Raw genomic sequence first — 21,096 nt, forward strand, 5'->3', positions numbered from 1 at the left:
TAGGTTGGTAAAAATAATTCAGAAAAGGATTGCAGATTAAAAATTAAGCTATACCTTTGTATGACTAAAAAAAAGGAACGATTTTTCTAGTCAGTTCATTATCGCCATCTATCCTTTATTATTCAATATATAATATCCAATTTTCAACTATCTCTATTTATATATATGTACCCGCGCACGTTTCCTAATATACTGTGTATCAATACTCATTTTTTCGAGTTTTCTCAGGGGAGTGTTAAAAGGCGATATTTAGCCTGCTTTTAAGCAATATGTAGCGACCGTTCCGCACCCTGGCAAGGGTTGTAAAAAGGAGAACCGGAGCAGAAGATCCAGATGTTAATAAGGAGCTTGTAAAAGATCTTGGTAGAGATGGATGTTTCAATTATTGACAGAAATGAGTGTTTCAGTTCTTGCCAGAAGTGAGCTATACAGCTGTGACTGTTATTGCATCCTTGAGGGCCTCGAAGAGGGCCTACTATGTTAACCGCTGGTGAAGCGAAGCGTAACCTGCGGTTAAAACTGCGTCTGATAACCGTCCTCGAAGAGGGCGAATAGGGGTGCTTTTCTGTCGCTCTTATTCGCCCCCTTCGGGGACGATCTGTCTCTATTGTCTGCTTACCGCAGGTTGCGCTTCGCTTCACCAGCGGTTAAGTCAGTTGGCCCTCTTCGAGGGCCGGGATAGCTCAGTTTTTTCTAGTTTCGAGTCTCATCTTTTTCTAGAGATGAATCTTTAAACCCTTGCAGGTTTTTGCACCGTCGCTAATATCTTCTTCTCTTTCTTCTTTTTTTCTTTGGCAAAACAATGCATTTGCTAAAGCTTCACGTTTGTATTCCGCTTTTCTTTGAGCGTTTAGTGCACATTTCACCTGACGGGTCATGCTGGTATATGCACTTCTTACAAGACTGGCTAAGATTCTATTTTCATGATTACACAAATCTTCCGTACTTAATCGGTTTATCTTATTTCCCCAACGTTTCCAGAACAGGATCAAACGTTTTCTTATGATGTCTTTAGCTGACCGAGGTTTCTTCGACTTACAAAGAAAGCAAACCGGCCGGGTCTCTTTCCTGGTCTTTATACCAGCAATTAGACTCATTATCATATAAAGACAATAAAACTTTATCGCATTGTTCTTCAAGCAATTCCGACAAATCGACTACAGGTATTATTGAAGCTTTCATACTAGTGACATTTGAGATTAAAAATATAAATTTTACTTGAATTTAAGAATCCTGACTACCGGATTATCGTCCTCGACAAGTGTCTTCGCAATTTTCGGCCCATTTCCTTTCAATCGTTTTCCTTTATAGGCATCTATCACAGATGATGCCTGAATAAATTCGGCATACATATTCTTTGCGATAGCAGGAGATCCGCTTGGCTCCCATCTACCCTGACTCCAAGCTCTCGTGTCATATTCTGCATCCAAAATCGATACTTTATTTATTTCTCCGGTTTTAATATCATACATAAATGCTGGAGTTTTTCCACCTGTCGAATTAAAATCTAAAAGAAACGTACCTATCAGCAAAAATTTATCAGTTGTCACAAAGGGGAACCATATATTCCGAGGTTCAGAGGCATGAGTTGACGGTGTACGGAGCAATAGAGGGATTAATTCTTTTTCCGGAGATAATTGATATAGCGTATCAGACGATATATCTGCAATCATTAAATTCTGACCATAATGCATGTTCTGTGGATAATAAAATTGAAAAGATCTCCATTTGTTTCCTTCTAATTTTTGAGGTATAGCATTTGAATATCTTTTCGAAAAATGAAGTCCCAACATGGCAATCAAACTGCCGTCTTTTTTGGAAACAAGACGATAAGGATCTTTTTTAGTCTTGCTTTCACGCCCAGGTTCAACAATTACATCATCGTATATAAATAGGGATTCATCATCAAAATTGAAAATTTTCATATCATTATCAAATCCATTTATTTTCAACGTTCGCTTATATTCTCCCTTTAGTGAATAAACCAGAATAAATTGAGAACAGACATATATCTCCTCCTTCTTTTCATCCAAAATAGTACCATTTTTAATCCAAGTATACTCCATACCTCCTTGTCCTTTGTGATTAAAATGAGAATAGAGCTTTCCTGTTTTACGATCGAAAACAAATATATCTCCTAATCGAGCTTCATGTACAAGAATATATTTATCCGTAACAGCCGAGAGTACCGATGAACCACCTAACAAAATATCATCTGTCGTCTCCAACGGCACATACTCAATATCTGCCATATCCTGAAGACGTAACTTTTTTTGAGGATAGTCTTTTGAAAAATCAAAAACCGGCAAGTCTCCTGTTTTCGATTGAGAACTTATTAATTGAATCCCTATTAAAAAGAAGGAAAGTAATAAGATGAGTTGTTGTGTCTTCATGATTTTTTGTTTTTATATATTATGCTTGCATTGAATCTTATTCAATTTCGAAAGATACGTATTATTACGAGAATTACGTAGCGAAGAGAGCCAAAATTATTTAATCCCAATATTTATATGCAATTAGTACATAAAATATACAAAAAGGTACCGTATGCCGGTACAATTCCTTCTTTACGGTATTATATTTGTATTCAAACCTTTTTGCATTTGATATATATCAAACGAATAAAGCACATATATGCTTCTTCCATTTGATAATTGATCTCTTTTCATTCGATATTAGCAGAATGAATTTTTGTTTGGGACAAAAAATAGCTCCGACTGGTATTAATTTAAATAAAGATAGCAATGAGTATAAAATTCGGATGGTATAAGACCCCTGTCCCGGGAGACAGGGAAGACAAACAGGTTCCGCATGCACGGATCATTTCGCAAGGGACACTCGACACTAAATATATGTGTAAGATGATCTCGATGTCGAGCACCATTTCATCGGCCGATGTAAAAGGGGTATTGGAAGCACTGAATTTCTGGATGGGATTTTATCTGTCGGAAGGGAACAGTATCGAATTGGATGGACTGGGATATTTCACCCCTACCCTGAAAAGCCGGATCGAAACGGATGAAAATGGCAAAAACAAAGTAGTTGCAGAAGCCGACTCGGTCAGTTTCCGTTGCGCAACATCCTTGAAAAGCCAGATACGGGAAGCAGGGCTGGAAGCGGTGAAAAAGGCGAATACAGAAAAACTCACACAGGAACAACGCCTGGAGAATATAATGAAAGAGGTTAAAGATAGCAAATGTATAAATTGCAGTACCGGCATGCAGATAAATCATTGCAGCCGGTTCATGGCTCTGAATGATCTGAAATCGCTGATGGACAGCAACAAACTGATTCAGGTCGGCAAAGGTAAACAAACAATGTACATACAGTCGTTTTAACCACAGCGAAAATTCAACATATAAGAGATTTGCAGAATTGAAGAACAAAAAGTATCTTTGCAATGACCATTAATGTAATGGCCATTAAATTAACCATCATTAAAACAGAACCGAACCGGAAAGCAGAAACAGCCGCTGGTGCCTGAATGATAATTATCTGATGTTTTGGTTCCGTTTTATATTCCCCAACCTGTCTATGATAGAATTAGGAAAAAACGATATGCTTGAAAAATTCATCTTAAAGAACTATGAACAGTACAGCGGGCATATACTGGAACGTTATTTCAGAGACATGATTGCTGAAAGTGAAGACATTACGGACATCGGTAATTATTGGGACAACAAGGGAGAAAATGAAATCGACCTTATCGCCCTCAATCGCTTTGATGGAAAGACATTAATAGCTGAAGTCAAACGAAATCCAAATAAGATTAATATAGCTCGTCTATATGAAAAAGTTGCTTCCATACAGAAACAATTATCGCATTACACATTGGATATAAAAGGCTTGTCACTGCAAGATATGTAAACAGCAGAACAGAAACGTTGAATAGATTAAACCTCCGTCGATATGATATTACTCTCAAACATAGACTTCACCCTGCCACTGGCAGATCCGGTATTGAAATTCTTACTGATCCTGCTTATTATATTGGCAGCTCCGCTCCTGCTGAACAAACTGAGGGTGCCTCATTTGCTCGGATTGATCATTGCCGGGGCCATTATCGGGCCGAACGGTTTTAACCTGGTGCTACGGGATAGCAGTATCATTCTTTCGGGAACGGCCGGATTGCTTTATATCATGTTTCTGGCCGGGTTGGAAATCGATATGGGGGATTTTAAAAAGAACAGTGGGAAAAGCCTTACTTTCGGGATGTACACCTTCCTGATCCCAATGATCTTAGGGACAGCAACCGGATTATGGGTACTTAATTTCAGCATAGAGACATCGGTGTTGCTTGCCAGTATGTTTGCTTCGCACACGCTGATCGCCTACCCGATCATCAGTAAACTGGGGATCAGCAAGAATAATGCTGTGAGTATTACCGTCGGGGGAACGATGATCACGGATACACTGGCTTTGCTTGTGCTGACGATCATTGTCGGCATGGCGACAGGCAATGCGGATGATGCTTTCTGGATACGTCTAGGCATATCGGTCGTTGTTTTCGCTTTGTTCGTACTGCTTGTATTTCCTTTTATCGGACGCTGGTTCTTTAAAAGGGTACACGATAATATTTCACAATATATCTTTGTGCTCTCGATGGTTTTCTTTGGAGCCTTCCTGGCGCAATTGGCGGGGATGGAAGCTATTATCGGCTCTTTCCTGGCAGGGTTGGCACTGAACAGGCTGATCCCGCAAAGTTCGCCGTTGATGAACCGCGTGGAATTTGTCGGTAATGCCATCTTTATTCCCTTCTTCCTGCTGAGTGTCGGAATGCTGATCGATTACCGGGCTTTTTTCACCAGCTTTGAAACGATTAAAGTCGGAGTAGTGATGATCATTGTAGCAACAGCCGCCAAATATGCGGCCGCATGGCTGACCCAAAAAACGTTCCGGCTCTCGGTAGACCAGCGAAGCGTTATTTTCGGACTTAGCAATGCGCAGGCTGCCGCCACACTAGCCGCAGTAATGGTCGGTTATAATGTCATACTGGGAACAACACCGGACGGCGAACCGATCCGCCTGTTGAATGAAAGTGTCCTGAACGGAACGATCCTGATGATCCTGGTGACCTGTGCGATTGCCTCTTTCTCCGCCCAGAAAGGAGCCCACAACATTGCCATGAAAGAGTCGGAAGAAGAAAAAGACGACAATGAGGCGAAAGACGAGCATATCCTGATCCCTGTCAGCAATGAAGAAACGGTGGAAGAATTAGTACACCTCAGCCTGGCCGTCAAATCGAAAACCAATACCAGCGGGTTATATGCGCTTAAAGTGATAGACAACCATAATAACTCGGACGAGAAAGCGCTGAAATCATCCAGGCGGGTACTGCAAACCGCCGTCGATACGGCAGCCGCCACAGACACACGCTTAAAAGGGCTGCTCCGGTACGACCTGAGCATCTCCAATGCGATCACCAGCGTAGTCAAGGAGCGTGAAATAACCGACCTCGTCCTCGGACTACATAAGGAGAAGGATATCCCGGCAGCCTTCCTGGGAAATATCGTGGAGAACGTGCTGCAACACAGCAGTGTGACGACATTTATTTACAAACCGGTACAACCGCTTTCAACCATCAAACGCCATCTGATCATCATCCCTGATCAGGCCGAGAAAGAGATCGGTTTCATACAGATCATGAACCGGGTATGGAATGTATTGCAGAACACCGGCGCAAAAGTGGTCTTTTACGGCTCCGACGACACCTTAAAAGCTATCAAAAAGCTGTTCGCCAAAAGGGCAGGAGAAATATCCTATACCCACTTCAGCGATTGGGACGATTTTCTGATCGTTTTCCGGGATGTGAAAGCGGACGACAGCATGTGGGTGATCTTCAGCCGGAAGGAAGGTTTGTCGTATGACCCTGTAATGCCCCGTATTCCGGGATATCTGAATAAATATTTCCAGTCCAACAGCTTCATCCTCTCCTACCCGATACAGGCGAGCATGGATGAAAGTACAAGGTATCTGACATAAAAATAGGATTTTCATACGCATTCGATTAAGCTATAAAATCATAAAGCGTGAACAGTTGTTGACATATTTCAGTTATATTTGCAGACTGGAACAGATAAGTACTTCAAAAAATGATGAATAAAGCATTACATAGAATGGGAGAATATGTCATGTTGATGGGGAAATCCATATCAATACCTGACAGATGGAGCATGTTCTTCAAACAATTGATAAAAGAGATCTATAAACTGGGAGTCGATTCCCTCTGGATCGTAATAATCATTTCAGTCTTTATAGGTACGGTTATCGCTATTCAGATATCGCTGAATATCAGCTCTCCGTTGATCCCTAAATTTACAATCGGATATACGACCCGTGAGATTATCCTGCTTGAGTTTTCATCTTCTATCATGTGTTTGATCCTGGCCGGTAAGGTGGGAAGTAATATTGCTTCCGAGATCGGAACCATGCGCGTAACGGAACAAATCGATGCGATGGAAATCATGGGGGTAAATTCGGCTAATTTCCTGATCATGCCGAAAATTGCCGGGCTGATGATCTTTATTCCAGTATTGGTTGTATTCAGTATGTTCACCGGTATGCTGGGAGGTATTGCAGCCAGTCACTCGACGGGAACGGGAATGACCCCCGCTTCTTTCGAATACGGATTGCAGTTCTATTTCAATGAATTCTATATTTGGTATTCTATTATAAAATCAGTGGTTTATGCCTTCATTATCTCATCGATAGCCGCTTATTTCGGGTACTATGTAAAAGGAGGTGCGCTTGAAGTTGGTAAAGCCAGTACAAACGCTGTAGTAATGAGCAGTATCATGATCCTGCTGGCAGACGTAATAATGACCCATTTAATGCTTACGTAAGAAATGATAGAAGTAAAAAATATAACGAAATCATTTGAAGGTCGTACCGTACTGAATAATATCAGTGCCGTCTTCGAAACGGGTAAAACCAATCTTATTATCGGACGAAGCGGTTCCGGTAAGACGGTTTTGATCAAAAATATTATCGGGCTGATGAAACCGGATTCAGGTGAGATCCTGTATGACGGCCGCGATTTGACTTCAATGGGGAAATTAGAGCTTAATATGCTCCGCCGGGAAATGGGTATGTTGTTTCAGGGTTCGGCCCTGTTCGACAGCATGACGGTTCTTGAAAACGTAATGTTCCCCCTTAATATGTTTTCTAAAGACTCTTTTAAAGAAAGGGAAAAGAGAGCGATGTTCTGCCTGGAGCGTGTAAACCTTTCGGAAGCCGAGCATTTGTATCCGTCCGAGATCAGTGGTGGTATGATGAAACGTGCAGCTATCGCCCGTGCCATTTCATTAAATCCGAAATATCTCTTTTGTGATGAGCCGAACTCAGGCCTCGACCCAAAGACTTCTTTGTTGATAGACGACCTGATCCACGATATTACGACTGAATATAAGATGACGACTGTCATTAACACCCACGATATGAACTCGGTGATGAATATCGGAGAAAATATCATCTTCATCAAGGAAGGTGTCAAAGAATGGCAGGGGACAAAAGACCAGGTCATTACTTCTAACAATAAAGCCCTGAATGACTTTATCTTTGCATCCGACCTGTTCCGAAAGGTTAAGGAGGTGGAGATGCAACAGGAAGAAGGATAAAAAAAACTCCGGTCGGTCGACCGGAGCTTTTTTATTTAGTACCCGAACAGTTCCTCTTTACTTAGTTTAGTGATCGGCCCATACTCGGAAAGGGCTTTCAGATCCAGATCTTTTTCGTCACCAAGCACGCAATAGGTATACTTACGACCTTTCACCCATTTTTCCTGGAAAGCTTTAATCTCGTCCAAAGTCATGGATGGTGCCTTTTCGTAAAGCTCTTTGCGGCTATCTACGTTCAGTCCCATATCCTGTGCATTCATATACGACCATAACACATTCGATTTTGTGATACGATCTGTACGCAAACGCGTGATCAACGCATCCTTAGCCAGCTCGAAAGCTTTTTCCGATTCAGGCATATTATTGATTATATCATCAAAAGCTTTCATAGCATCGATCATCTTGTCATTTTGAGTCGCGATGAACGTACGATATACATACGGATATTTTAATTTGGAAGGGGTAATAAGGAACGCCCCGGCGGAATAAGCCAGACCGCGTGCTTCACGCATTTCCTGGAATACAATAGCATTCATTCCTCCTCCAAAATACTCATTATACATATTCAACGTAGGCTGGATAGCCGGATCAAATTTCTCACCCCGGTTAGAGACAGCAGAGAAATAGATCTGTTTGGCATCGTATTGCGCCAGTAAGACTTTATTTCCGGTAGTTTCCTGTTGCTTAAAGTCTGCGGCTGCCGGAACCGGATTCAACGTTGCAGGAACATTGTGGTATTTCTCAATAATATCCAGCAATGCCTGTGTTTTCTCCGGGCCATAATACATGATAGTATGTTCGTATGAGTTTATCTTACGGATACGGTCTACGAGTTCCTGCGGATCCATCTGTTGCAACTCGGCAGTTGTCAGCACATGAGTAGCAGAAGAGTTGGGCCCCCAAATAGCATATTGAATCAGTTTATTGAAATTCTGTCCCTGATTCAATTTTGCATCAGCTCTTTTCTTCAAGATATCATCTGCCAGATTTGCGTATGTATCCTTATTAACCTGGGCATCCGCCAGTAGTTCTTCAAACAAAGCCATTGCCTGCGGCATCTTTTCCTGTAAACCCTCCAACATCACATAAGTGCGATCGGAACCGGGGAATACACTGAAATAACATGCCAAACGATAAAATTCTTCATTTATCTCCTTCAGGCTTTTCTTTGATGTTCCGAGATATTTCATGTATTCAAAGGCTGTACCCATTGCCTTATCATTATCATTCCCCATGTCAAATACATACATTAACGAGAATATATCGTTCGTTGTATTTTGCTTGTAAAGAACAGGAATACCGGATTTAGCGGTCAGTTTCTGCAGGTCTTTATCATAATCCAGGAATACCGGTTCGATAGGGGTCACATTTGAAGCCTGGATCTCTTTCAGGAAGACACTTGAACTGTCGCGATTCATTACGATCGGAGTGATCTTCGGTTTATCTATTTTCTTTTCATTCGGGTCTTTGCCTTCCCGTTTATAAATAAGGGCATAGTTGTCACCAAAATATTTATTCGCGAATTCAACGATCTGGGGCTTGGTGATCTTGCTCATCCTATCCAACTGAGCAACCTCATCTTTCCAGTCCACACCATTAATAAATGAAGAGACAAACATATCGGCACGACTGTAATTATTATCCAGACGATACATCTGCATCAGTTTATAATTGTTGATGGCAGCTTCCAACAGCCCTTCATCAAAGTCTCCTTTTTTCAATTTATCGATCTCAGCCAGGAAAAGATCCTTCACATCGTCAAGTGTCTGTCCTTGTTTCGGACGGCCACTCATCACAAATGCGTTATAATCAGCCATACCATACGTACCGGCATAGCAACTGAGCACTTTCTGCTGTTGTACCAAGTCGATATCCATCAAGCCTGCCTTTCCGTTCTGAACAATCTCTCCCGTCAGATTCAACAAATCTTGTTCCGGAGATGCTGCTCCGGGAAAACGCCAGCCTAATGTCACATTTTCAGCATCCAGCCCTAGTACTTCCTTAACAACCGGAACCTTGACGGGTGATTCATGTGTCACCGGCAATTCCGGCAGATTCGGATTCGGCTGTAAATGGTTGAAATATTTATTGATTATGGCAATAGTCTGGTCGGGATCAAAATCACCGGACATACAAATTGCCATATTATTAGGTACATACCAGGTCTTATGATAATTTTTTATATTAATGATAGAAGGGTTCTTCAGGTTCTCCTGCGTTCCCAAAACGGTCTGTGTCCCGTAAGGATGGTCGGGGAAAAGGGCGTTCAGAACAGCTTCATACACCTTACGTCCATCACTCGTCAGAGACATATTCTTTTCTTCGTAAACAGTTTCCAGTTCGGTATGGAAACCACGTATCACATTATTCTCAAAACGGTCTGCCTGTATTTTAGCCCAGTTATCGATCTGGTTCGAAGGTATGTCTTCGGTATAGACAGTCATATCGAAGCCCGTATACGCATTTGTCCCGTTTGCCCCGATGGCCGACATCAGTTTATCATATTCGTTCGGAATGGCATATTTCGACGCTTCATAAGAAATACTGTCTATCTGATGATAAATAGCTTTCCGTTCCCCTTCATCCGTAGTCTTCCGGTAGACTTCAAACAGCTGCTCGATTTGATCCAGCATCGGTTTTTCCATCTCATAATTCTGAGTACCGAACTTCTGCGTACCTTTAAACATCAAATGTTCAAAGTAATGTGCCAACCCGGTCGTTTCAGCCGGGTCATTCTTCCCGCCAACCCTTACTGCAATATAAGTCTGAATACGCGGAGTCTCTTTGTTTACGGTCAAATACACTTTCAAGCCGTTATCCAGCGTATAGATACGTGCTTTCATGGGGTCATTAGGGACTGTCTCGTACTTAAACGGGGAAGTCTCCTTACATGCTGCAGCCAGTAAAATAACTACAGCCAAAGAAAAAAGCTGAACAATTCTACGCATAAGATTTAGATTTAGGGATTACTTAGGAGCCAAATATATGAAAATATAAGTAAATAAGCCTCCATAAACAAGTAATTTCTTGGTTATTAGACAAAAAAAAGCGATTATCGCAACAATATGCAATAATCGCCTTCCTATACTTATTCCGGATATCAGATGCCGAATGCTTCTTTCACTTTATCTACATAATCCAGTTTTTCCCAGGTAAACAACTCAACTTCGCAGATGGTTGGTTTCGGGTTATAACGGGAGGTAAATGTTTTTGTTACTACTTCCGGCTTACGTCCCATGTGTCCGTAAGAGGCTGTTTCCAGATAGATCGGGTTACGTAACTTCAGACGCTCTTCGATCGCTTTCGGACGCATATCGAAAATATCCCAGATCTTTTCTGCGATCTCGCCATCCGTCATCTTCACATTCGAACGACCGAATGTGTTTACAAAGATGTTCATCGGTTTAGCTACGCCGATCGCATAAGAAACCTGTACCAGCATTTCATCTGCAACACCGGCAGCTACCAGGTTCTTTGCAATATGACGAGCTGCATAAGCGGCTGAACGGTCTACTTTCGAGGGGTCTTTACCGGAGAAAGCACCACCACCGTGTGCACCCTTACCACCATAAGTATCTACAATGATCTTACGGCCAGTCAGACCGGTATCGCCATGAGGGCCACCGATCACGAACTTTCCGGTCGGATTTACATGATAAATGATGTCATCGTTAAACAATGCCTGTACATGAGCCGGATACTGTGCTTTTACACGAGGTACGAGGATATTCTTTACATCAGCTGCAATCTTTTTCTGCATGGCGATATCAGCCTCTTCCTGGCTGATGCCCTTCGGGCCGATAAATTCGTCATGCTGGGTAGATACAACGATCGTATCGATGCGTAACGGTTTACCATTATCATCGTATTCAATAGTAACCTGGCTCTTTGCATCCGGACGGAGATAAGGCATCAGGTCATTTTCATTCTTACGAATTCCAGCCAGTTCCCACAACAAACTATGTGAAAGATCCAGAGCCAGAGGCATGTAATTTTCAGTTTCATTTGTAGCATAGCCAAACATCATACCCTGGTCGCCGGCACCCTGGTTATAAGGGTCTTCGCGTTCAACACCACGGTTAATGTCGCCACTCTGTTCGTGGATAGAAGAGAACACACCGCATGATTTCGCTTCAAACTGGTATTCACTCTTTGTGTAACCAATCTTTTCGATCACGCTACGTGCTACGTCCTGCACATCTACATAAGCACTTGATTTAACTTCTCCAGCCAAGACAACCTGTCCGGTTGTAACAAGGGTTTCGCAAGCAACTTTCGAGTTCTTGTCGTAAGCAAGAAACTCATCCAGCAAAGCATCCGATATCTGATCGGCTACTTTATCGGGGTGCCCTTCGGACACCGATTCGGAGGTGAATAAATAACTCATTACTTTTAAATTAGTTGACAGGTGACAAGTGACAGTTATAAAAACTATAAACCGGAACCTGATACTGACAATTGATTATTAATAACGAATTGATAACGGAAGGATCATGTATGCCGAACGGCTAAGAAAAGTATCTTGTTTTTAGCATTTTTTCCTGTGGTTGCAAGCAATACAAATCTATCCACATCAATTCGGTTGCAAAGATAAGAATTTATTGACAATTCAAAATTGAAAATTGAAAATTATTTTTTCTTCTTGGTGTTACGAAGTGCCTTTTTGTACTTATACTCAGCCTTCATTTTGGCAGAGCCTGATTTGTGAGTACCTTTCAGAAAATCAGAGTATTTGATTTTCTTTTCTCCGGCATTTTCATCACTGGCCTTTTTCTTGAAGACCATACCACCACCCGTCAGGATTTTTTCTATATCGTTCATTGTTTTATCTTTATTTGATGTTTAAAAAACAGCTGGAAAGCACAAAATGTTGTGCTTACATGAGAGAGACCACAGGCTTTTTGAATACCGGATGGATCACATTCGGAGCAATCTCAGCCAGTGGTTCCATTACAAACTGACGCTCATGCATCAACGGATGCGGTAAGGTCAGCTCAGGAGTCTGTAAAATAAGATCGTCATACAGCAAAATATCGATATCGATAATACGGTCGTGATATGCCCCGTTGCTCTTCTGCGTACGTCCCATCTCCAATTCGATCTCTTGGGTTGCCTTCAGTAATTCCAACGGCGGCAAACCTGTTTCCAGCTGCAAGGCTGCATTCAGGAATGTATTGTCAGACTGAAATCCCCAAGGCTCCGTTTCGTAAAAACCGGAAAGGGCGAGAACGTCTCCCACCCTTTCGGCTAACAGCGCTGCGGCTGTTATCATATTCCGTCTTTTATTTCCTATATTCGTACCTAAAGCAAGGTATGCAATAGCCATAATCTACGTTTTTATAAGATCAGCATAGCGTCACCGTAAGCACCGAAACGGTACTTTTCCTTCAATGCCACTTCGTAAGCATCCATGATCAGATCATAACCGCCGAATGAAGCAGTCATCATCAGAAGAGTAGACAAAGGCATATGGAAGTTTGTGATCATACTGGTTGCCACACTGAAATCATACGGCGGGAAAATGAACTTATTCGTCCATCCTTCGAATTCTTTCAAGTGTCCGTCCGTACTTACTGCCGTTTCAATAGCACGCATCACAGAAGTACCCACGGCACAGATCTGACGTCCGTCGTCTTTACCTTTGTTTACGATATCGACAACATCCCCGTTTACGATCATCTGTTCCGAGTCCATCTTATGTTTGGTCAGGTCTTCCACGTCGATTTCACGGAAATTACCCAGTCCGGAATGAACTGTCAGGAAAGCGAAGCGACAATCCTTAATTTCCAGACGTTTCATCAGCTCGCGGCTGAAGTGCAGACCGGCAGCAGGAGCAACAACAGCACCTTCTTCCGTAGCAAATATGTTCTGATAACGATCTTCGTCATCCGGTTCAACCGGACGGTCGATATATTTAGGCAGCGGGGTTTCACCCAATGCATATAATGCTTTTTTAAACTCGTCATGGTTTCCGTCATACAGGAAACGCAATGTACGGCCACGTGAAGTAGTATTGTCAATTACTTCAGCAACCATCGAGTCATCTTCTCCGAAATAAAGCTTGTTACCGATACGGATCTTACGGGCCGGATCAACCAGTACATCCCAAAGACGCAGGTCTTCATTCAGTTCACGCAGCAAAAACACTTCAATACGTGCACCAGTCTTTTCCTTGTTACCGTATAAACGGGCAGGGAATACCTTTGTGTTATTGAAGATGAACACATCTTTTTCTCCAAAATAGTCCAACAGGTCTTTAAATACTTTGTGCTCAATTTCTCCGGTGTTACGATTAACAACCATCATGCGGGACTCATCTCTGTTCTTTGCAGGATGAAGAGCGATCAAATCCTCCGGTAAATTAAATTTGAATTTAGATAGCTTCATAATGTTACTTTATTTATTTTCTTTCATTTTTATCATTTGTCAGAGGATACTGCTTCAACTTCACCAGCCGGACAGTCCCCCACCGCTTCCTCCAGAAAAGCATCGATATCTTCCGGATTCATGCATTTATCCAATGTTATATCTCCGATCCGGGTACGTTCCAACCCGATCAGATGAGCTCCCGAATGTAAGGCTACACCGATATCACGGGCCAATGCACGGATATAAGTACCTTTACTACATACCACGCGGATCTTAATGACCGGCAGGTTACATTCCAGCAACTCCATTTCGTCGATCACCAGTGTCTTCGACTTCAACTCCACTTCTTCACCCTTACGCGCCAGTTCATAAGCACGCTTCCCATCGACTTTACAAGCAGAAAAAACCGGGGGGATCTGCTGAATAGTACCTACAAACGAGCTCAGCACCTCTTCCACCATCTCCCGGGTTATATGTTCTGTCGGATATACAGCATCCACTTCCTTCTCCAGATCGAAAGAAGGCGTCGTTTCACCCAGTTTCAGCGTAGCAACGTATTCTTTAGTCTGATACTGGAACTCATCGATCCTTTTTGTTGCCTTGCCGGTACAAACGATCATTACCCCGGTAGCCAACGGATCAAGCGTCCCTGCATGTCCGACCTTTATCTTTTTTACTTTTAGTTTCCGCGACAACTTATACCGGAACTTGTTTACCAGATCGAACGAAGTCCACGTCAGCGGCTTGTTAAAATATAAAACCTCTCCTGCTATAAAATCCATTCTATATTACTTCATCAATGTACATGCAATAGTAACCAAACCGGCTATTGCACAATAAATAGCAAAGTAGATCAACTTTCCTTTTTTCACAATATTGATCATCCACTTACAAGCCAGACAACCGGAAAGGAAAGCAGCTACAAAACCAACGACCAGCGAAAGTGTCGGAATATCTCCGGCAATATCTTCGCCCTTCACCAACTTCAGTATATCCAGCAAGGCTTCTCCCAAAATCGGAGGGATCACCATCAGGAAGGAGAACTGAGCCAGTTTCGCCTTATTATTACCCAATAACAAACCGGTAGCAATCGTTGTTCCTGAACGTGAAAGTCCGGGTAAGACCGCACAAGCCTGTGACAAACCGATAATAAAGGCATCTTTCATCGAAATATTCTCTTTCTGACGGGGTTTTGCATAATAAGAGAATGCCAGCAACGCCGCCGTCACCAGCAACATACAACCGACAATAAGCAATCCCGAGCCAAAAATAGCTTCGACCGTATCTTTAAAAAACACTCCGACAATACCGATCGGTATCATCGAGATCAGGATATTGATCGCATAACGTGTTTCGCTATTCATCTCAAATTTGAACAACCCGCGGAATATCCATTCGATCTCTTTCCAGAGTATAACTAATGTACTAAACACCGTAGCCACATGGACTACGATCGTAAATGCCAGATTCTCTTCTCCTTCAATACCAAACAGAGCCGATCCGATTGCCAGATGACCGCTGCTGCTTACAGGAAGATACTCTGTCAGTCCCTGTACGATTCCCAGCACTAAGGCTTCTAACCAACTCATTCAGCTACTTCTTTGCCTTTACTGTTCTTCAGGATTCCTACAATCATCAGACCGAAACCGATCACAGTTACCACCGGTGCAACAACAATACGACGAGTACTGAATATTTCCGGATTAAAACTGGTTGTATCGCCTGATCCACCACCACTCATCAACACAAAACCAATAATGATTACTGCTACCGCAGCTGCAATCAGGATAAAATTTTCTTTACCGAATGCAAAATCTCTTTTAGCCATCTCTCTTTGTTTATTTTAGATATAATACAACTTATCAACACCCATACGGAGGTACTTGTTTACAGCAAAAATGGTAGCCGTAATCGACAGCAAGATCCCCAACAGGAATACAGCCGCATAAACCACCAGTAAAGCCTTCATATCCAATAATTGAATAAAGCCGTCCAATTCGTGTTGTAAATAATATAACGAACCGGTCAGCATCAATATTGCAAGGATAGAGGCAAAAATACCACTTACCACATTATAACGGACAAAAGGCCGGCGTATAAAACCGGAAGTCGCCCCTACCAATTTCATGGTATGGATCAAAAAACGTTTGGAATAGATCAATAACCGGATCGTATTACTGATCAGTACAAATGATATGGCCATCAACATAACAGCCAGCGTAAGCAATATAATACTTACACGTTTCATATTATCATTCACCATCTGCATCATATCCTTACGATATAGCAAGTCGGAAACAGAAGTATATGTTTTAATTTTTTTCTCGATGTGCTGCAAGCTGTCCGGGTTTGCATATTCGGAATGCAGTTTTACTTCGATTGAGGCTTGCAGAGGATTAAAGCCCAGGAATGTTTCAGGGTTCTCTCCCAATTCTTCTTCCAGTTCTTTTGCCGCTTGTTCTTTAGATATATATTCGGTAGATTTGATAAAGGGAAGCGCATCCAGGCTTTTCTGCATTTTCTTAATGTCAGCCTCTTTCTGGTTATCCTTTAATACAATTGAAAATGAAATGTTCTCCTTGACATAGACCGATAACTTATTCCCCAGCAACCCCATCAGTAAAATCAAGCCCAGCAGAAAGAGCACCAGAGCAATACTGATAATAGACGTAAGACGAGAATTAAAGAAAGAAACCGAGCTAACCTTATTATTTTCAGCCATCAGACGTAACCTTATTATTATTCAACAAATTGAGGAGATATGTACAGAGCACATACCTCCCAATTTTTCTGCAAAAGAACGAATAAATTGTGAGACAGTCAGCAGATTACAATTATTTAACTATATCAGGATCTGCCGATTCACCCAAATCATTCTATCGTTTCGCCAAACAAAGTAGCGGAAGAAGCACGGGTGATCCGTACTTTTACAAACTGACCGACTTTATAATTCTTCTTATCGAAGATAACGACTTTGTTCTGGCTGGTGCGCCCGAATAACTGCTCGCGAGAACGTTTGGAAAAGCCCTCCACCAGCACTTCAAACTCTTTACCGACATCCCGCAGGTTACTCTCTTCGGATAACTGGTTCTGCAGATCGATCATTCCCTGCAAACGACGTACTTTTTCTTCTTCCTCAACTGTATCGGGAAGATGCTTGGCTGCGTAAGTGCCCGGACGTTCAGAATATTTGAAAAGGAAAGCGGCATCATATCTCACTTCACGCATCAATGAAAGTGTTTCCTGATAGTCTTCTTCCGTTTCGGAATGGAAACCACAAAACAGGTCGGTAGCGATAGATGCTTCAGGAACGATACGGCGGATAGCGGCAATGCGATCCAGATACCACTCGCGGGTATATTTACGATTCATGACTTTCAATATTTTCGAACTACCTGATTGTGCCGGAAGATGGATATACTTACATATATTATTATGTGCAGCAATCACACGGAGTGTATCGTCACTCATATCTTTCGGGTGAGAGGTTACAAAACGGATGCGCATATCCGGAGCTTCCAGTGCGACACGTTCCAACAACATCGGGAAAGTAACCGTTTCCCCCTCCTTTTCAAAAGCATACGAATTTACATTCTGCCCCAACAGGGTCACTTCCTTATACCCTTGATCACGCATGTCCCGTATCTCATTCAGGATACTTTCCACATCGCGGCTGCGTTCGCGACCACGCGTATAAGGAACGATACAATAGGTACAAAAATTATTGCACCCGCGCATAATCGACACGAAACCGGAGATATGCACGCCTCCCAACTTCAAAGGGATCACATCCTTATAAGTCTCCTGCGTAGACAACTCCACGTTGATTGCTTTTTCTCCATGCTCGACTGCTCCCACCAGGTTAGGCAGATCCATATAGGAATCAGGCCCAACTACCAGATCGGCGTGATGCACGTTGATCAACTCCTCCTTCACCCGTTCGGCCATACATCCCAGTACGCCCACGATCAGTGACTTTTTTTTCCGTTTCAACGATTGGAAATACTGAAGCCGTCCGTAAATTTTCTGCTCCGCGTTATCACGAACCGAGCAGGTATTTACAAAGACTGCATCCGCCTCTTCGATCTTGTCGGTCATGGCATATCCATCCATCTTCATAATGGAAGCCACCACTTCACTGTCCGCTACATTCATCTGACATCCGTAAGTCTCAATGAACAATTTCTTCTCCTCATTTCCGGCAGCAGATTTTAAGTCTGCGCCACTTTCCTGATTCGTCATTTTGTTACCGTTAATAAAATTTAAATACACGTATTCTATAAAAATAAACCGCCAAAGGCTTGCACAGTTCAAATTCGACAATTATATTTGCATACGAAAAACGTAAATTTTTTCATAGTTAAGGTTTTGGTTAAATCGAATAAGGGTGGCTGTGAAGTTACCCTTATTTACTTTTATACCCTTTATAATTCTTTCCTCTTTCACTATTCAATAATTCTTCGTACATTTGGAGTGCAAAAATAATCAAAGTTATGGATAACCTGGGTGATTGGATATATATTGTTTTCCTGGTAGTTGCAGCATTGAGCGGTTTATTCAGTTCAAAGAACAAGAAAAAACGTCCGACTCAGGTGTTGGGACAACCCGAATACGATTCAACACAAGAGGAGCAGACTCCCTCTGGCAAAGGCTTTTGGGAAATTCTCGAAGAGGTTACCACCGAACGCCCCAAACCCAAAAGCATAACGAAAACGCTTCCCGACAAGAAAAAAAATAAAAAAGAGATACAACATCCTAATCCTTTCCTGACAGCCGAGCAGGAAATCCGTCAATCAAAAATAAGTTCGTCCCGGCCAATGAATTTCCCGACCGAAGATGAACACTCTCTTTTAGAGGATATTGAGTTCAATAACGCCGAAGAGTTAAGAAAAGCTGTTATTTACTCAGAAATACTTAACCGCAAGTATTAATCTACATTCTTTTTTAATACCTTTGCAGCCGTTTAGCTGACCAATAAGTATTTATCTAATATAAAACAGTATAATATCATGGCTTTAAAATTCATTACAGCTGAAGAAGCTGCTTCGTTCGTTCATCACAACGACAACGTTGGATTCAGTGGTTTTACACCAGCCGGATGCCCGAAGGTTGTTCCGGGTGCCATTGCTAAAAAAGCGATGGAAGAACACGAAAAAGGTAATCCTTTTCAGATCGGTATGTTTACGGGAGCTTCCACCGGTGATAAACTGGATGGCGAACTAGCTCGCGCCAATGCTATTAAATTCCGTACACCGTATCAATCCAACAAAGATCTGCGCGCATTGCTGAATGCTCACGGAGCACAGTATTTCGATATGCACCTGTCTGAGTTGGCACAGGACTTGCGTTATGGTTTTCTGGGAAAGATCGATGTAGCGATCGTTGAAGCTGCCGATGTAACCGAAGACGGTGAAATCATCCCTACCAGTGGTGTGGGTATCGTTCCTACCGTTTGCCGTATGGCCGACCGCATCATCATCGAGTTGAACAGCAGACATCCGAAAGAAATTCGCGGTATGCACGATATCTACGAGCCTGCCGATCCTCCTTACCGTCGCGAAATCCCTGTATATACTCCGTCCGACCGTATCGGTACTCCTTATATTAAAGTAGATCCGGCTAAAATCGTCGGTATCGTAAAGACTGAAGAACCGAATGAAGGCGGTAAGTTCTCTCCGCTGGATGACGTAACGATGGCTATCGGTAAGAATGTTGCCGACTTCCTGGTAAGTGAAATCAAAGCAGGTCGTCTGCCGAAAGAATTCGTTCCCCTGCAAAGCGGTGTAGGTAATGTAGCCAACGCTGTTTTGGGTTGCATGGGTGCAAATAAAGAAATTCCTGCATTCAATGTATATACGGAAGTTATTCAGGATGCAGTTATCAGCCTGATGAAAGAAGGTCGCGTGAAATTCGCCAGTGGTTGTTCATTATCTGTAAGTAATGAAGTGATCCGTGAAATTTACGGCAACCTGGACTTCTTCAAAGATAAGATCCTTCTTCGTCCGCAGGAAATTTCCAACAACCCGGAAGTTGCCCGCCGTTTAGGACTGATCGCTATCAACACTGCTTTGGAAGCCGACATCTTCGGTAACATCAACTCTACACACGTATCAGGAACAAGAATGATGAACGGTATCGGTGGTTCGGGCGACTTTACCCGTTCTGCGATGTTGTCGATCTTCACAACTCCTTCTACAGCAAAAGACGGAAAGATCAGTGCTTTCGTTCCAATGGTATCTCACCTGGATCATAGCGAACACTCTGTAAAGATCATCATCTCTGAATATGGTGTAGCCGACCTGCGCGGAAAATCTCCGATCGAACGTGCCAACTGCATCATCGACAATTGTGTTCATCCGGATTACCAGCCGTTGCTGAGAGAATATCTGGCAATGGGCGTAAAAGGCCATACTCCGCAGAACCTGAAATGTTGCTTCGCATTCCACGAAGAACTGGCTACAAGCGGCGATATGCACAATGTAGACTGGAGCAAGTATAATAAGTAAGTTTGTTACTTTAAATAAAACAAAGGAGCCTGGAGTGATAATGAACACTCCAGGCTCTTTTATTTAGTTGTTTCATGATGACATTGATTATAACACTAAGAAAAACTGCTGTTCTCTTCTAAAAGTTTCGTTTCAGCCACAAAGTAAAGAAACGATCATAAACCATATAATACGCGCCTTCCTTAGTTACAAAATCTTTCTCCAGCAGTCCTTTCTTTACCGGATGTCAAAGCCGTATCTTTTCCCTCCTTACAAATGGATTATTTACTATATATCATACCATTATCTTATGATAATTATTCTTACCTCATCATTTATTCTTTAGAACCAACAAATTATGACACCATAAAAGAGTGAAACTCACACAGAAACTTGTTTTCAATGGCCATATGAAAAACAGGACTAGAATTTGACGATTGATTTACCTTAGTAAAGGCATGATACTTACTTTCTACCTTAGCATAGATTTGAAAATTCAAAACCGTAACAGAAAACCACATGAACCATACAGCGTAATATACTGATAAACAACAATTATCCTTATAAAGAAACCTGGACACAATATAAAAAAATCGACACCATGCAATGCTGATAGATCTATTAAA

20 protein-coding genes are annotated in these 21,096 nt (G+C 42.2%); 7 read left to right on the forward strand and 13 right to left on the reverse strand.

The window, feature by feature from the left end; all coding sequences use genetic code 11:
• Positions 1-716: 716 nt before the first annotated feature.
• The 3 genes from HMPREF1536_RS05295 to HMPREF1536_RS05300 form a co-directional block, all read right to left on the reverse strand.
• The gene (locus HMPREF1536_RS05295) at positions 717-935 is read right to left on the reverse strand and encodes a hypothetical protein (RefSeq protein ID WP_209435516.1); all 219 of its coding nucleotides are present in this window, start codon (positions 933-935) and stop codon (positions 717-719) included.
• A gap of 100 nt (positions 936-1,035) precedes the next feature.
• Positions 1,036-1,182: a hypothetical protein gene (locus tag HMPREF1536_RS27835; RefSeq protein WP_157395746.1), complete on the reverse strand. Its 147-nt coding sequence runs from the start codon at positions 1,180-1,182 to the stop codon at positions 1,036-1,038.
• Positions 1,183-1,214: 32 nt separating this feature from the next.
• Entirely contained in the window at positions 1,215-2,393 is a 1,179-nt protein-coding gene (locus HMPREF1536_RS05300; protein WP_028730624.1) for a 6-bladed beta-propeller, read from the reverse strand.
• A gap of 351 nt (positions 2,394-2,744) precedes the next feature.
• Here HMPREF1536_RS05300 and HMPREF1536_RS05305 point away from each other — a divergent pair, with 351 nt between their 5' ends.
• The 5 genes from HMPREF1536_RS05305 (at position 2,745) to HMPREF1536_RS05325 (ending at position 7,616) form a co-directional block, all read left to right on the forward strand.
• Positions 2,745-3,338: an HU family DNA-binding protein gene (locus HMPREF1536_RS05305; RefSeq protein WP_028730623.1), complete on the forward strand. Its 594-nt coding sequence runs from the start codon at positions 2,745-2,747 to the stop codon at positions 3,336-3,338.
• 160 nt (positions 3,339-3,498) lie between these two features.
• The gene (locus HMPREF1536_RS05310; protein WP_028730622.1) at positions 3,499-3,867 is read left to right on the forward strand and encodes a DUF234 domain-containing protein; all 369 of its coding nucleotides are present in this window, start codon (positions 3,499-3,501) and stop codon (positions 3,865-3,867) included.
• Between the two features lie 42 nt (positions 3,868-3,909).
• Entirely contained in the window at positions 3,910-5,982 is a 2,073-nt protein-coding gene (locus HMPREF1536_RS05315; RefSeq protein ID WP_028730621.1) for a cation:proton antiporter, read from the forward strand.
• Between the two features lie 113 nt (positions 5,983-6,095).
• A complete protein-coding gene (locus tag HMPREF1536_RS05320) occupies positions 6,096-6,842 on the forward strand; it encodes an MlaE family ABC transporter permease (protein WP_028730620.1) in 747 nt (248 codons plus the stop codon).
• A gap of 3 nt (positions 6,843-6,845) precedes the next feature.
• On the forward strand, positions 6,846-7,616 hold the full coding sequence (locus HMPREF1536_RS05325; RefSeq protein ID WP_028730619.1) for an ABC transporter ATP-binding protein: 771 nt from the start codon (positions 6,846-6,848) through the stop codon (positions 7,614-7,616).
• A 35-nt stretch (positions 7,617-7,651) separates the two neighbouring features.
• Here HMPREF1536_RS05325 and HMPREF1536_RS05330 read toward each other — a convergent pair whose 3' ends face one another.
• From HMPREF1536_RS05330 to miaB, 10 genes are all read right to left on the reverse strand, one after another.
• Positions 7,652-10,564, reverse strand: coding sequence for a M16 family metallopeptidase (locus HMPREF1536_RS05330; RefSeq protein ID WP_028730618.1), 2,913 nt, complete (start codon positions 10,562-10,564; stop codon positions 7,652-7,654).
• A gap of 152 nt (positions 10,565-10,716) precedes the next feature.
• On the reverse strand, positions 10,717-12,003 hold the full coding sequence (gene metK, locus HMPREF1536_RS05335) for a methionine adenosyltransferase (protein WP_028730617.1): 1,287 nt from the start codon (positions 12,001-12,003) through the stop codon (positions 10,717-10,719).
• A gap of 242 nt (positions 12,004-12,245) precedes the next feature.
• Positions 12,246-12,437: a hypothetical protein gene (locus HMPREF1536_RS05340; protein ID WP_028730616.1), complete on the reverse strand. Its 192-nt coding sequence runs from the start codon at positions 12,435-12,437 to the stop codon at positions 12,246-12,248.
• Positions 12,438-12,492: 55 nt separating this feature from the next.
• Positions 12,493-12,942: a 2-amino-4-hydroxy-6-hydroxymethyldihydropteridine diphosphokinase gene (gene folK / locus HMPREF1536_RS05345; protein WP_028730615.1), complete on the reverse strand. Its 450-nt coding sequence runs from the start codon at positions 12,940-12,942 to the stop codon at positions 12,493-12,495.
• Between the two features lie 11 nt (positions 12,943-12,953).
• Positions 12,954-14,003, reverse strand: a complete 1,050-nt coding sequence (queA, locus tag HMPREF1536_RS05350) for a tRNA preQ1(34) S-adenosylmethionine ribosyltransferase-isomerase QueA (protein WP_028730614.1) — start codon at positions 14,001-14,003, stop codon at positions 12,954-12,956.
• A gap of 32 nt (positions 14,004-14,035) precedes the next feature.
• Entirely contained in the window at positions 14,036-14,767 is a 732-nt protein-coding gene (gene truB / locus HMPREF1536_RS05355; RefSeq protein WP_028730613.1) for a tRNA pseudouridine(55) synthase TruB, read from the reverse strand.
• A gap of 6 nt (positions 14,768-14,773) precedes the next feature.
• Positions 14,774-15,574 (reverse strand): undecaprenyl-diphosphate phosphatase, encoded by an 801-nt coding sequence (locus HMPREF1536_RS05360; protein WP_028730612.1) that lies wholly within the window; start codon positions 15,572-15,574, stop codon positions 14,774-14,776.
• Positions 15,571-15,813: a DUF3098 domain-containing protein gene (locus HMPREF1536_RS05365; RefSeq protein ID WP_028730611.1), complete on the reverse strand. Its 243-nt coding sequence runs from the start codon at positions 15,811-15,813 to the stop codon at positions 15,571-15,573. Before HMPREF1536_RS05365 ends, HMPREF1536_RS05360 begins: the two co-directional genes overlap by 4 nt.
• A 15-nt stretch (positions 15,814-15,828) precedes the next feature.
• A complete protein-coding gene (locus HMPREF1536_RS05370) occupies positions 15,829-16,707 on the reverse strand; it encodes a cell division protein FtsX (protein WP_028730610.1) in 879 nt (292 codons plus the stop codon).
• 149 nt (positions 16,708-16,856) lie between these two features.
• A complete protein-coding gene (gene miaB / locus HMPREF1536_RS05375) occupies positions 16,857-18,227 on the reverse strand; it encodes a tRNA (N6-isopentenyl adenosine(37)-C2)-methylthiotransferase MiaB (protein WP_028730609.1) in 1,371 nt (456 codons plus the stop codon).
• 251 nt (positions 18,228-18,478) lie between these two features.
• Between miaB and HMPREF1536_RS05380 the strand changes: the two genes are divergently transcribed.
• Complete coding sequence (locus HMPREF1536_RS05380) at positions 18,479-18,916, forward strand: hypothetical protein (protein WP_028730608.1); 438 nt, start codon at positions 18,479-18,481, stop codon at positions 18,914-18,916.
• 78 nt (positions 18,917-18,994) lie between these two features.
• Complete coding sequence (locus HMPREF1536_RS05385) at positions 18,995-20,491, forward strand: butyryl-CoA:acetate CoA transferase (protein ID WP_028730607.1); 1,497 nt, start codon at positions 18,995-18,997, stop codon at positions 20,489-20,491.
• Positions 20,492-21,096: the final 605 nt, after the last annotated feature.

Source organism: Parabacteroides gordonii MS-1 = DSM 23371, from assembly GCF_000969825.1.
In the GTDB taxonomy this organism is placed as follows: domain Bacteria; phylum Bacteroidota; class Bacteroidia; order Bacteroidales; family Tannerellaceae; genus Parabacteroides; species Parabacteroides gordonii.

Coding starts and splice junctions, on each gene's coding strand:
- HMPREF1536_RS27835 (WP_157395746.1), bottom strand. CDS start 1,182: ATGAAAGCTTCAATAATACCTGTAGTCGATTTGTCGGAATTGCTTGAA.
- HMPREF1536_RS05300 (WP_028730624.1), bottom strand. CDS start 2,393: ATGAAGACACAACAACTCATCTTATTACTTTCCTTCTTTTTAATAGGG.
- HMPREF1536_RS05305 (WP_028730623.1), top strand. CDS start 2,745: ATGAGTATAAAATTCGGATGGTATAAGACCCCTGTCCCGGGAGACAGG.
- HMPREF1536_RS05310 (WP_028730622.1), top strand. CDS start 3,499: ATGTTTTGGTTCCGTTTTATATTCCCCAACCTGTCTATGATAGAATTA.
- HMPREF1536_RS05315 (WP_028730621.1), top strand. CDS start 3,910: ATGATATTACTCTCAAACATAGACTTCACCCTGCCACTGGCAGATCCG.
- HMPREF1536_RS05320 (WP_028730620.1), top strand. CDS start 6,096: ATGAATAAAGCATTACATAGAATGGGAGAATATGTCATGTTGATGGGG.
- HMPREF1536_RS05325 (WP_028730619.1), top strand. CDS start 6,846: ATGATAGAAGTAAAAAATATAACGAAATCATTTGAAGGTCGTACCGTA.
- HMPREF1536_RS05330 (WP_028730618.1), bottom strand. CDS start 10,564: ATGCGTAGAATTGTTCAGCTTTTTTCTTTGGCTGTAGTTATTTTACTG.
- metK (WP_028730617.1), bottom strand. CDS start 12,003: ATGAGTTATTTATTCACCTCCGAATCGGTGTCCGAAGGGCACCCCGAT.
- HMPREF1536_RS05340 (WP_028730616.1), bottom strand. CDS start 12,437: ATGAACGATATAGAAAAAATCCTGACGGGTGGTGGTATGGTCTTCAAG.
- folK (WP_028730615.1), bottom strand. CDS start 12,942: ATGGCTATTGCATACCTTGCTTTAGGTACGAATATAGGAAATAAAAGA.
- queA (WP_028730614.1), bottom strand. CDS start 14,003: ATGAAGCTATCTAAATTCAAATTTAATTTACCGGAGGATTTGATCGCT.
- truB (WP_028730613.1), bottom strand. CDS start 14,767: ATGGATTTTATAGCAGGAGAGGTTTTATATTTTAACAAGCCGCTGACG.
- HMPREF1536_RS05360 (WP_028730612.1), bottom strand. CDS start 15,574: ATGAGTTGGTTAGAAGCCTTAGTGCTGGGAATCGTACAGGGACTGACA.
- HMPREF1536_RS05365 (WP_028730611.1), bottom strand. CDS start 15,813: ATGGCTAAAAGAGATTTTGCATTCGGTAAAGAAAATTTTATCCTGATT.
- HMPREF1536_RS05370 (WP_028730610.1), bottom strand. CDS start 16,707: ATGGCTGAAAATAATAAGGTTAGCTCGGTTTCTTTCTTTAATTCTCGT.
- miaB (WP_028730609.1), bottom strand. CDS start 18,227: ATGACGAATCAGGAAAGTGGCGCAGACTTAAAATCTGCTGCCGGAAAT.
- HMPREF1536_RS05380 (WP_028730608.1), top strand. CDS start 18,479: ATGGATAACCTGGGTGATTGGATATATATTGTTTTCCTGGTAGTTGCA.
- HMPREF1536_RS05385 (WP_028730607.1), top strand. CDS start 18,995: ATGGCTTTAAAATTCATTACAGCTGAAGAAGCTGCTTCGTTCGTTCAT.